This is a genomic window from Duganella sp. CF517 (assembly GCF_900110275.1).
Lineage (GTDB): Bacteria > Pseudomonadota > Gammaproteobacteria > Burkholderiales > Burkholderiaceae_D > Rugamonas.
In genome coordinates this window covers 639,412-651,956 of the sequence record NZ_FODC01000005.1, presented here as the reverse complement: position 1 = coordinate 651,956, position 12,545 = coordinate 639,412, and the positions used below count along the sequence as shown (strand labels likewise).

General features: G+C 65.0%; 7 protein-coding genes. 2 read left to right on the top strand and 5 right to left on the bottom strand.

Annotation, left to right across the window (positions count from 1 at the left end; all coding sequences use genetic code 11):
• The first annotated feature begins 239 nt into the window (after positions 1-239).
• Positions 240-4,151 (top strand): sensor histidine kinase, encoded by a 3,912-nt coding sequence (locus BMX85_RS22135; RefSeq protein ID WP_090323776.1) that lies wholly within the window; start codon positions 240-242, stop codon positions 4,149-4,151.
• 27 nt (positions 4,152-4,178) lie between these two features.
• On the opposite strand, the gene BMX85_RS22130 is transcribed toward BMX85_RS22135, so the two are convergent.
• From BMX85_RS22130 to BMX85_RS22120, 3 genes are all read right to left on the bottom strand, one after another.
• On the bottom strand, positions 4,179-4,520 hold the full coding sequence (locus tag BMX85_RS22130; RefSeq protein WP_090323773.1) for a DUF1840 domain-containing protein: 342 nt from the start codon (positions 4,518-4,520) through the stop codon (positions 4,179-4,181).
• A gap of 175 nt (positions 4,521-4,695) precedes the next feature.
• Positions 4,696-5,202: a hypothetical protein gene (locus BMX85_RS22125; RefSeq protein ID WP_090323770.1), complete on the bottom strand. Its 507-nt coding sequence runs from the start codon at positions 5,200-5,202 to the stop codon at positions 4,696-4,698.
• Complete coding sequence (locus BMX85_RS22120) at positions 5,199-6,947, bottom strand: M1 family metallopeptidase (protein ID WP_090323768.1); 1,749 nt, start codon at positions 6,945-6,947, stop codon at positions 5,199-5,201. The genes BMX85_RS22125 and BMX85_RS22120 overlap by 4 nt, the downstream gene beginning before the upstream one ends.
• A gap of 303 nt (positions 6,948-7,250) precedes the next feature.
• Here BMX85_RS22120 and BMX85_RS31445 point away from each other — a divergent pair, with 303 nt between their 5' ends.
• Positions 7,251-8,867, top strand: coding sequence for a methyl-accepting chemotaxis protein (locus tag BMX85_RS31445; protein ID WP_090323909.1), 1,617 nt, complete (start codon positions 7,251-7,253; stop codon positions 8,865-8,867).
• Positions 8,868-8,873: 6 nt separating this feature from the next.
• Here BMX85_RS31445 and BMX85_RS22110 read toward each other — a convergent pair whose 3' ends face one another.
• Together BMX85_RS22110 and BMX85_RS22105 are read right to left on the bottom strand one after the other, a co-directional pair.
• Positions 8,874-10,709 carry a glycoside hydrolase family 28 protein gene (locus BMX85_RS22110; RefSeq protein WP_090323765.1) on the bottom strand — a complete coding sequence of 612 codons (1,836 nt, stop codon included), beginning with the start codon at positions 10,707-10,709 and terminating at the stop codon, positions 8,874-8,876.
• Positions 10,710-10,720: 11 nt separating this feature from the next.
• A complete protein-coding gene (locus BMX85_RS22105) occupies positions 10,721-12,532 on the bottom strand; it encodes a glycoside hydrolase family 28 protein (protein ID WP_090323906.1) in 1,812 nt (603 codons plus the stop codon).
• Positions 12,533-12,545: the final 13 nt, after the last annotated feature.

The following is a 12,545-nucleotide window of genomic DNA, read 5'->3' as shown; positions in this document are numbered from 1 at the left end:
ACCCCTTCCCATCCCGAACAGGACCGTGAAACAACTCTGCGCCGATGATAGTGCTGCAACCAGTGTGAAAGTAGGTTATCGTCAGGCTAGTTATATTAAAAAGCCCCTTCCAATGATTTGGTCGGGGCTTTTTTTCGTCCCTGCCCCGCCTTGCTCGCCCGCATGGCTCGTGTCTCCGCCGCCAGTTTTCTTGCCCGACATTTCTGCATTACAATATCTTAATATCGGAGTGCAACCCTATGTCAGTTTTTGCGATGCGTATGGCGCGGTTTTGCGGCCTGTTTCTGCTGGCGTTCTGTTCGCTCGTCCATGCGGCCCCGCTCAGCCTCCGCTTCGAACACCTCGGTGTCGAGCAGGGTCTGACGCAGGAGTCCATCACCGGTGTCGTCCAGGACCGCCAGGGCTTTGTCTGGATCGGTACTCAGGCCGGACTGAACCGCTACGACGGCTACCGTATCACCGTCTTCAAGAACGACCCCGCCAACCCGCACAGCCTGCTCGACAATTATGTGCAGGCCCTGTACGAGGACGCCGGCGGCCGGCTGTGGGTCGGCAGTAAAGGCGGATTGGACCGCTACGACCCGTCCACCGGCGGCTTTATCCACCACCCCATCAAGGCCGGCATTCTTGCCGTCACCAATATCATCGGCGACGGCAAGGACGGCCTGTGGCTGACCACCAGCGAGGGCTTGCAGCATCTCGATATCAAAAGCGGCCAGGTGCGCACCTTGCGGCACGCGCCGGCCGACCCGGACAGCATCTCCGACGACCGGGTTAACGCGGTGGCGCGCGACAAGTCCGGCAATCTGTGGATAGGCACGGCCAGCGGGCTGGAAATGCTGCCGCCGGACGCCGCCAAATTCCTGCATCTGACACCGCAAGAGGGCGCGTCGCCATCGAACAATATCACCGCGCTGTCGGTGGGGCCCGACGGCGTGGTGTGGGCGGGCGCCATGGCCGGCCTGCAGGCCTGGCGGGTCGACGGCGCCACGCCGAAGCGCCTGCCACCTGCGGTTTCCCAGCCGTTCGGCGATCTGCGCGTCAACGCCTTGATGCACGACAGCGACGGCACCTTGTGGATCGGTACCCAGGCGGACGGATTGAAACGGCGCGATCGGGCCAGCGGCGAGTTCCATAGCTACCGTTGGGATGGCCTGAACCGCCACGGCATCGGCGACAACCAGGTCACGGCGCTGTATCAAGACCGCACCGGCACGCTCTGGGTGGGCAACTGGTACGCCGGCGTGGACTGGGTCGATCTCGACAGCGGTGGCTTCGAGCGCTACACCGAATCGTCCGGCGTGCTGCCCGGCGTGACCAACAGCAAGGTGCGTGCGATCAGCGGCGACGGCGACAACAAGCTGTGGCTCGGCGCGGGCGAAGGGCTCACCAGGCTGGACGTGACCAAGCGCACGGTCGAGTCCTGGCACCGCGACGAGCGCGATCCAGGCAGCCTGCCCGGCGAGACGGTGATCGCGCTGGCGACCGATTTCAAGGGGCGGTTGTGGGTCGGCACTGCCACCGGCCTGGCGCGGCGCGATCCGGCCACCGGCCGCTACACGCGGGTGCCGTTCGACGCCGATCCGAATGCGCTGTCGATCCAGCGGCTGCTGGTCGACCGGGCCGGCGTTATCTGGGCCGGCACGCGGGGCGGGCTGCACCGCGTCGATCCCGACACCGACGCCGTCACCACCTATCGCGCCGATCCGGGCAATCCCGACAGCGTCGACGGCCGCGTCTACGCGCTGCTGGAGGACCGCCAAGGCATGCTGTGGATCGGCACGGAAAACGGCTTGAACCGCTTCGACCGCGCCACCGGCAAGTTCCGCCACTACCGCCACGATCCGAACCGTCCGGACAGCCTGAGTCACAAGCGGGTGCCGTTCCTCTTCGAGGACCGGAAAGGCGTGCTGTGGGTCGGCACCGCGGCCGGCCTTTGCAAGGCGCTGCCGCAGCCGGACGGCGACCTGCGCTTCCGCTATTACCCCGGACAGACCGGCGGCGCGGTCGATCCGATCGGCGCCATCCTGGAGGACGACAACGGCCGGCTATGGATCAGCAGCACCGCCGGCATCGCGATGTTCAATCCCGAGAGCGGGTTTTTCAAGCAATACACGGCCAAGGATGGCTTGATCGACGGGTCGTACTTCATCGGCGCGGCCCACAAGGCGCCGGACGGCACGTTGTATTTCGGCGGCCTGGCGGGCCTGACGGCGTTCAAGCCGTCGGACATCCACGACAACACGCGTCCGCCGCAGATCGCCATCACCGATTTCTTCATCTTCAACGAGTCGATCCTGAGCGACGTGCGGCGTCCCGACGTGCTGCCCAACGGCACGCTGCGCGACGCCAAGACATTGACCTTGAGCCACCGCGACGTGATGTTCTCGATCGAGTTCGCGGCCCTGCATTTCGCCGACCCGCAGCGCAACCGCTACGCCTACCAGCTCGAGGGCTTCGATCCGCAGTGGGTGACGACGGACGCCGGCAAGCGCTTCGCCACCTACACCAACCTGGACCCGGGCCGCTACGTGTTCCGGGTGCGCGCCGCCAACAAGGACGGCGTCTGGAGCCCGGAACCGGCGGTGCTGGAGTTGATCGTCACGCCGCCGGTCTGGAAGATGTGGTGGTTCCGCCTGCTCATGGCCGGGCTGGTGGCGGGCGCGGCGTATTTGCTGTTCCGCATCCGCATCCGCATGTTGATGCGGCAAAAGCAGGCGCTCGAGGAGGAGGTCGGCAGCCGCACGCGCGAACTGGTGCTGCAGAAGGAATCGATCGAACGCCAGAAACAGGAGGCCGAGCTGCAAAAGGACAGCGTGGAGCTGGCGCACCGCAATATCTCGCTGCTCTCCGACATCGGCCGCCGCATCACGGCCAACCTCGACAGCGAAGCCATCATGACCATGCTATATCAGCAGGTACACGCGCTGATGGACGCGAGCGTGTTCGGCATCGGCATCTACCGGCCGGAGCAGGAGCTGATCGAGTACCCGTTCGCGATGGAAAAGGGCAAGCGCTACACGCCGTACACGCGCAGCATGCTCGAGCCGAACCAGCTGGCGGTATGGTGCATCAACCATGCCGAGGAAGTGTTCATCAACGACCTGGAAACGGAGTACGCGCGCTACATCGCCAACCTGGCGCTGGTGTCCGGCGCCGAGAACATGGGCACGCTCGAAGACGGTTCGCTGCCGACCGAGCCGCGTTCGCTCATCTATGTGCCGATTTCCGTCAGCGGCCAGGTGCGCGGCATCATCACCGTCCATAGTTACCGTGCGCGCGCCTACCAGCGCATCGATGTCGACATGCTGACCACGCTGGCGTCGTATGTGGCGGTGGCGTTCGCCAACGCCGATTCCTACCGGCAGTTGCAGGATACCCAGCAGCAGCTGGTCGAGCGCGAGAAGCTGGCGGCGCTGGGGTCGCTGGTGGCCGGCGTCGCGCACGAGCTCAACACGCCGATCGGCAACAGCCTGGTGATCGCCAGCACGCTCGAGGACAAGACGGCGGAGATCGAACTGCGCCAGAACGGCAACGTGCTGCGCCGCTCCGACCTGGCGCAATTCATCGACGCCGCGCGCGAAGCGTCGACGCTGCTGATGCGCAGCCTGCGCAATGCGGCCGAGCTGGTCAACAGTTTCAAGCAGGTGGCGGTCGACCAGGCCAGCGCCAAGCGGCGCCATTTCGACCTGCACCAGGCCAGCCAGGAAATCGTCACGACGATGAAGAACCAGATCCGCAAGGCGGGCCATCAGGTCGATCTGGAGATGCCGGACGATATCGAGATGGACAGCTTCCCCGGACCCTACGGACAGGTCATAATCAACCTGATCAACAACGCCCTGCTGCACGCGTTCGAGGGACGCAGCGGCGGCGTGATCCGGCTGTGGGCGGTGCGGCTGGGGCCGGACCGGGTGCGGATCGTGTTCCAGGACGACGGCGCCGGCATCGCCATCGAGCACCAGGCGCGGATCTTCGATCCATTCTTCACGACCAAGCTGGGGCAAGGGGGGAACGGGCTGGGCTTGAGCATCACGTACAACATCGTGACCTCGCTGCTCGATGGCAGCATCCGGGTCGACAGCGTGGTCGGCGTGGGGACGCGGTTCACGATCGACCTGCCGCTCAAGGCAAGCCTGGCGGGCGATTGACGCGCCGCGTTCCCACGGTTCAGGGCCTTAGACGCCCCAGATGATGCTCTCGTTTTCCTGCTTGGCCGAGCGCAGCATCTCCAGCAGCGGATAGGCGCGCGCGTGGAAGCCCACGCGCTGCATGACGGCATGCTCGACCGTCTCGTTCTCTTCCTTCTCGTGCGCGTGGATGTCGTGCTCGACATCGTTTTCAGGATGGAGTTTGCTTTCGGCCACTTCATGCTCGAGCACCGACAGCGCCTGCTCCGCCTCGGCGGCGGTGATGACGCCGCGCGTGGGGTTTTTGTGCAGCAAGTCGAGGATGCGTTGGGCGTGTTCCTGATACATTAGGACTTCAGGGCTGGATTTGGATTTGAAGGCAATTAACATGATGCGCTTTCTTAGTATTATTGATCAGGAGGTCTGACGGTGCGCCGAATGGCGAAGCAGCGGCGTGCCGTTGCTGTTCACATTAGGTCGTCACGGAAACTTTACAAGAGACGAGCCCATCTGTATGGACGTTAGCGCACGTCAGTTAAGCATCTTGTAAGCCAAGCGCCAGGTTTTAGTTCAATTTGAAGGAACTGAACCAGGTTTCCACGGTGTCGCGCACGATATTTTTCTCCCGCCCCATGACGATGACTTGGTAGATGCGCGTGTCCTTGGCGATAAAACGGCCGATCAGCAGCATGGACTCGCCGTTTTGGCTGCCTTTCGCCTCGACATCGAGCTCGGTCCGGCCGGCGGCCGCCGACGCCGTGTTCTTGGTCACTGTGGCGCCGATGTTCTTGACCAGCGCCGTCTTCATGGCCTCCAGCGCCGCCGGGGTCCGCGCCGCGTCCGCCAATTGCGCGCTGCCGACCGCGAACACCACGCCGTCCACCTCGGCCGCCGTCATCGTCATGCTCACGTCGAGATCGTCGAGCTTGATGGCGCGGGTCTGGCTGGCCGGCTTGCCGGGGAACAGCACCGCGTACGGCGCGTCATTGCTGCGGTAATCGCGCCAGTCGTATTGCGGACTGCAGGCGGACAACGCGGCCGCCATCAGCAGCGCCAGCGAAATTTTTTTCATGATGCCGTCTCTTTCTTCTTTTTGCGTTCGTCTTCGTCGCGCTTCCATTCGTCGATATGCGCCTGCTGGCGCAGCACGCGGGACGCCGGATCGACAGTATAGTGCGCGCCGGGCGCCAAAGTCAGTTCGCCAAGGCCGCCGGTCATCGGCAGGCGGACGCTGCGTTCGCCCTGGTCGTCGACGACGCGCACCTCCAGCGGCATCGGGAACGGGCCGCCGTCGTTCAGCTTCCACGCCAGTCGCAACTGGTCGCCGCTGCGCGTCTCGACCAGCTCGGGCAGCGCCGCGTGGTACAGGTAGGCGTCGAAGAACCAGCCCAGGTCGCGGCCGCTGACGTCGCTGGCGATGGCGATGAATTCCCTGGTGCTGCTCCAGCGCGGCTGGAAGTTGCCGGGAGCGGGCGTGTCGGTGCCGTAGACCATGCGGCGCGTGGCGCGGAAGAAGGCGTCGTCGCCGATCAGGTTGCGCAAGGTGTGCAGGATCAGCGAGCCCTTGGTGTAGATGTCGTTGCCCGGGCCGCCGCGCTTGTCGTCGTAGACGTCCTCGATGCGCTGCGGTTTGCCGCCGACCACCGGCACTTTGTTGCGCAGCGACTTGCGGTGATTGAACAGCTCGGCCTGGAACGCCATTTCGCCGCGCAGCCATTGCAGGTACAGCGGCTGCATGTAGCTGCCGAAGCCCTCGTGCAGCCACATGTCGTCCCAGTCGGCGTTGGTCATCTGGTTGCCGAACCATTCGTGCGACAGTTCGTGGTGCAACAGCCAGTCGTAACCGTAGGGCGACTTCAGGTAGCCGTTGCCGTAGGCGTTGATGGTCTGGTGTTCCATGCCCAGGTGCGGCGTTTCGACCACGCCCATTTTCTCGTCGCCGAACGGGTAGGGGCCGATGCGGCGCTCGAAGAAATCGAGCATCGGCGCGAACTCGGCGAACAGGCCCTGGGCCTGCCGCTCGTGGCCTTTCAGATACCACATGCGCAGTGGAATCGTGTTGCCGTAGCGGCTGGCGTAGTCGCCCGACAGCGTCTCGTAGGGCCCGATGTTGAGCGCGATGCCGTAGGTGCTGGGATTCTTGGCGCGCCAGTGGTAGGTGCGCCAGCCGTCCTGCTCGTCCATGCCGACGGCCACGCCGTTGCCGGCCACCACCAGCGGCGCCGGCACGCTGATGTGCAGGTCGATCAGCTTGGCCTTGCCCATCGGATGGTCGATGCAGGGCCAGAACAGGTCGCAGCCTTCGCCCTCGACGGTGGTGGCGATCCACGGCTGGCCGTCTTCCGTTTTGCTCCAGACGAAGGCACCGTCCCATGGCGCGCGCTTGGCCACGTGCGGCACGCCGTGGTAACGGATGCGCACGGTGGTGCTGGCGCCCGCCGCCAACGGCGCCGGCAGCGTGAGGTAGAGCCGGCCGTCCGGGTTGCTGATCGCCGCGCGCGCCAATTCCACGCCGTCGACGCTGGCGCCGTCGACCGGCAGGTTGCGGTCGAGCTCAACGGCGATGCGGGTCAGCGGCGAAGTTGCCAGCGCGTTGGCGGTGAAGGTCAGCGCGGCGTCGCCACGGATGCTTCGCGTGGCGGGATCGACGCGCAGCGCCAGGTCGGCCTTTTCGAACGTGACGGCCAGTTGCTCCGGCGCGCGCGGGCCGCCGGAGCCGGCGGTGAACTCGGTCAGCGGCGCTTGGGTGGTGGCGCAGCCGGCCAGCAGGGCGACGGCGGCGACGGTCGTCAGGAGATGCAGGTTTAGGCGTGTCATGGTGTTTGCACGGTCAACGTTGATGGCGCGCGAAGTTAATTGCGCGCGAAGTTAATTGTTCACGAAGTTAATTGTTCACGAAGTTAATTGTTCAATATAGCAGCAAGCCTGACGGCGCTGCCAGGCACCCTGGCCAAATCATTCCCCCGGCGTACCCCAAAACCGCATCGACGCTATCAACCAGCATGCTGACGCATCGGTGCAACACGCATGGTTTTGGCTTGCCTTGACGCAATGTGGCCTGCCGCGATTGGGTCAACATCTATTTGTTGCTGTGCCAATCGACCTCCAATGGAAACTATCATGAACCTCTCTAACTTGAAAATCGGAACGCGGCTGGGCTTGGGTTTCGGCGTGGTGGTGCTGCTGTTGGCCGCGGTGGCGCTGGTGGCCATCACCCGCATTAACCTGATCAACCAGGCGACGGAACGGATCTTGAGCGATAGCTTCGTCAAGCTGACGCTGGCCCGGCAAATTCAGACCGAGGTGAATGTGCAGGCGCGCTTGTTGCGCAACGCCGTCATCGGCGCGGCCGACCCGGCGGAAGTGCGGGCGCAGCTGGAGAAGATGGACGCCTCGCTGAAGGCGAACGAAGAATATATCGTCAAGCTGAACAGCATGCTGACGCTTGCCAAGGGTAGGGAACTGTTCCAGACGCTGAGCGAGCGGCGCGACACCTACGCGGCGGCGCGCAATGCCGTCGTCAAGTTGATCAGGGATGGCCAGTCCGAGCAGGCCGGCAAATACGTGAGCAAGGAGCTGCGGGCGGCGCAAACCCCGTACTTCAACGCCATCAACGCGATGGAGGATTTTCAGGAATCGCTGATGAAGAAGGACGGCGAGCAGATCGCGGCGGGCGGCGCGTCGGCCGTGCAACTGAGCGCCATCCTGTCGGCGACCGCCGCGATCATGGCGGTGCTGATCGGCTGGTTCATCACGCGCTCGATCACCGTGCCGGTGAACCGGGCCGTGGCGCTGGCGCAGACCGTCGCCGCCGGCGATCTGAGCGGCCATGTCGAGGTGCGCAGCAAGGACGAGATCGGATCGCTGTTGCAGGCGCTCAATGACATGACCCACAGCCTGAACGACATCGTCGGCCAGGTGCGCGCCGGCAGCGACGAGATTTCGACGGCGACGGCGGAAGTGGCCAGCGGCAACCTGGACCTATCGTCGCGCACCGAACAGCAGGCCAGCGCGCTGGAAGAGACGGCGTCGTCGATGGAGGAATTGACCTCCACCGTTCGGCAAAACAGCGACAACGCGCGGCAGGCCAACCAGCTGGCCGTGTCCGCCGTCGACGTGGCGCGCCAGGGCGGCGCGGTGGTGACCGAAGTGGTGACGACGATGGGCCACATCCACGCCTCGGCCGGCAAGATCTCCGACATCATCGGCGTCATCGACGGCATCGCCTTCCAGACCAACATCCTGGCCTTGAACGCGGCGGTGGAAGCGGCGCGCGCCGGCGAGCAGGGCCGGGGCTTCGCCGTGGTGGCGTCGGAAGTGCGCAACCTGGCCCAGCGTTCGGCCGGCGCGGCGCGGGAAATCAAAACCTTGATCAACGACTCCGTCGAGCAAGTCAACGCGGGCAACCAGCTGGTGGCCCGGGCCGGCACCACGATGACCGAAGTGGTCGCCAGCATCCAGCGGGTCACCGACATCATGGGCGAGATCACGGCGGCCAGCCGGGAGCAGGAAGTCGGCATCGAGCAGATCAACCAGGCCGTCAACGAAATGGACGCCGTGACCCAACAGAACGCCGCGCTGGTGGAACAGGCGGCGGCCGCCACGGCGGCGCTGGAGGGCCAGGCGTCGCAACTGACGCAGGTGGTCAGCGTGTTCAAGCTCGAGCAGGAACGGGCCGCGCCGGCGGGGCAGCCGCCAAAGCGGCCGGCGCCCCAACTGGCGCTGGCCGGGGTCTGACGGCGCTTACGACGACAAGCGCTGGTTGTGGAGCTTGCCGGCGATGGTCACATTCTTCAGCACCAGATCCTTGACGTTGTACAGGTACGCCGGCTGCTTGGCCACCGGCGTGCCGAAGTCGCAGTCGCTGATGGTGACGTTGCTGACCGGCAGAATCCGCGGCTTGTCCGGCCCGTTGTAGTTCACCGCCACCGGCCCCAGCACCACGATCGGCTGGTAGCAGGAGAACTTGCCGTCCCTGGTCTGTACATTGCCCACCGTGATGCCCGAGATATGCACATTGGTCACCAGCGGCGGCCGGGTGCGGATGGTATCGTCGAGCGGACTGTAGTCGCAATCGAAGGTGATCACGCCACCGGCGCCGGCGGCCACCGTCTGCTCCGGAATGCCCGATCCCGGCGTCGGCTTGTAAAACGCCGGCGTGGTGCGGATGCCGTTCGGGATCCGCACATTGCGAACGTAAAAATTACGCAAAAAGCCGCCGCGCGCCATATTGGTCTTGAGCCGGATGGCGATGTTGAGCGGGTCGGTCTTCCAATTGGCGTTCTCGAACACCAGGTTCTGCGCATACACGTTCTGGATGCCGCCGGACATGATGCTGCCCAAGGTCAGCGCGCCATGGCCGCTGTGCATGCGGCAATTCTGCACCACCACGTTCTCGCACGGACCGAACTGCGTATCGGTGCCCTTGCCGGAATCGATGGCGATGCAATCGTCGCCGGTGTTGAACTGGCAGCCTTCGATCAGCACGTAGCGGCACGATTCCGGATCGAAACCGTCGTTGTTGGCGCCCATGCTGTTGGCGTAAATGCCCTTCACATGCACGTTGGCGCAGTCCACCGGGTTGTGCTGCCAGAACGGCGTGTTGGTGGTCTGGTAGCCGGCCAGCAGCACGTCGGTGCAACTGATGAATTGCACCATGTGCGGCCGCAGGAAGTGGCCGATGCCGAAGATGCGTTGCTTGGCCGGCACGCGCGCCTCGCTCAATGCGCGCAGGTAGTGCGAGTCCGACAGGAACCACGGATCGTCGCCCTGGATCTTTCCGGCCTCGTCGGCGGATAGATGCGGTGCAATCTCGGCCAGCGGGCGGTTGCGCGGGTTAGGCCGTTCCTGCACCTTGCCCACGGTGAACGGCACATGCACCTCGCCCTTGCGCTCGCGTCCCTTCCACGACCACCAGCAATCGGCATCGCCGGGGAAGGGCACGCCGGCCTGGCCGTCGAGGATCGAGGTCCAGTCCTCGCCGGTCAGGGCGATGTTGCGCTGGCCGTGGGCGTACACCAGCGACGAATAATTCAGGCAATCGTTGCCTTCCCAGCGGGTTAGCGACAGCTTGCCATTGGCGCCGCAATCGAATTCGCCATGGCGCGCGTAGTCCAGTGGATTGGCGGAAAAGTAGACGTGCGCGCCCTTGGCCAGATGCACGTGCACGTTCGACAGCAGCACGATCGGCCCGGCGCACAGCCAATTACCGGTCGGGATCAAGACGCGGCCGCCGCCGGCCTGGTGGCAGGCGGCGATGGCGGCGCTGATGGCGGGGTAGCAATCGGTCGATCCCGGTGCCGGCGTGTGGATGTCGGCGCGGTCGCTGGAGCCGACCCAGGCGTTGATCGGCGCCAGCTCGCACGCCTTGGCGCCGAACGCGGTAATGACGAAATCCTCGTTGCGAAAGGCGAGCGGTTTCGAGACGCGGTCGATGATCGCCTGGGCCTGGCTCCAGGGATCGTTGGGAGCGGAGGCGGCCAGCAGTTGCGCCGGCAGGCCGCCGGCCAGGGCCAGGGTGCCGCCCGCCAGGGTCTGCATGAAATTGCGGCGTGCCGCATGGGTGGTTGGGATTGTCATCGCGATCCGCCTCAAGTGTCCAGGACCGTCGAGATGGTCTTGCCGGCGATGCGCACGTTCTTCAAGACCAGGCCCTTGACGTTATGGGTGAACCACGGCTGCTCGGCGTTGCGCGGCGTGCCGAAGTCGCAGTCGGTGATGGTGATGTCGGTCAGCGGCAGCACCGGGGTGCCGGGCTTGCCGTTGAAGCTGGTCGCCACCGGGCCCAGGATCACCATCGCCTGGTAGCACGACACCTCGGCGCCGTCGACCTTGATGTTGCCGGCCTTGACGTTGGAGATGTGCACGTGCGACACCGACGGCGGCCGGATGCGCACGTCGTCGTCGGCCGGCGCGTAGTCGCAGTCGATGGTGATCAGGCCGCCGCCGCTGGTCGACACCGTCTTCGGCTTGATGACCGAGCCGGGCAGCGGATTGTAAAAGCCGGGCGTGGTCTTGACGCCGTTGGGCACGGTCACGTCGCGCACGTAGAAGTGGCGCAGGAAGCCGCCGCGATTCATGTTGGTCTTCATGCGGATGGCCGTGCCGAGCGGATCGCTGTCCCAGTGGACGTTGCGGAACTCGATGCGTTGCGCGTACACGTGCTCGATGCCGGCGGCCATCTCGCTGCCCAGGGTGACGCCGCCGTGGCCGCTGTTCATGATGGTGTCCTGGATCACCATATTGCGCGTCGGACCTTCGGCGATGTCGCGGTTCTTGCCGGACTTGATGGCGATGCAATCGTCGCCGGTGTTGAACAGGCAGCCTTCGACCAGGATGGTGTCGCACGATTCGGGATCGAAGCCGTCGCTGTTGGCGCCCTTGCTTTCCATCCGCACCTTGCTGAAGTGGACGTTGCGGCAGTTGACCGGGTGGTGCAGCCAGAACGGCGAATCGAGCAACTGGTAGCCCTGCATCAGCACGTCGGTGCAGCCGATGAATTCGACCATGCACGGGCGCAGGTAGTGGCCGAGGCCAAAGATGCGCTTGGCCACCGGCACGCCGGCCTCGGACAATGCCGGCAGGTAGCGCGAGTCGGTGCGCCAGTCGGGCCGGGTGCCCTGGATCAGCGCGCGCTCGGCGTCCGATAGCATCGGGGCCACCGCCGCCAGCGATTCCGGATTGGCCGGGTTGATCTTGCGTCCGTGCATGGGCGCTTGCTTGTTCTTGCCGCTCCAGTCCCACCACGAACCGCCGCCGCCCGCTTCGAAAGGAACGCCGGCCTGGCCGTTGAGGATGCTGGTCCAGTCCTCGCCGGTCAGCGCGATGTTGCGCTGGTTGTAGGCGTAGATCATCGGCGAGAAGTTGAGCACGTCGTTGCCCTGCCAGCGCGAGATCACCAGCTTGCCGTTCTTGCCGCAATCGATGTCGCCGTACTTGGCGTAGTCGTTCGGGTTGGCGCTGAAGTAGACCTCGGCGCCGGCCGCCAGGTGGACGTTGACGTTGGACAGCAGCACGATCGGTCCGGCGCAGTACCAGGCGCCGGCGGGAATTAGCACGCGGCCGCCGCCGGCCTTGTTGCAGGCGGCGATGGCGGCGGCGATGGCGGGATAGCAGTCCGGCGACTTGGCGACCGGCGACATGCGCTTCAGCGGCTCGTCGCCGCCGGTGGTGGTGATCTCGGCCAGTTTGCACGGCTTGGCGCCGAACTTGGTGATCGGGAAGTCTTCCTTGCGGAACACGAGCGGCTTGGCGAAGCGGTCGATGATGCGCTGCGCCGTGGCCCAAGGGTCGGCGGCGGCCGGCGTCTGGCCGAGCGCGAGTGGCGCGGCGCCGCCGAGCATGGCGCCCGCCGAGGCCGCGCGCAGGATGTTGCGGCGTTGCGGGTTCGTTACTTGAGTCATTTTATCCATCTCC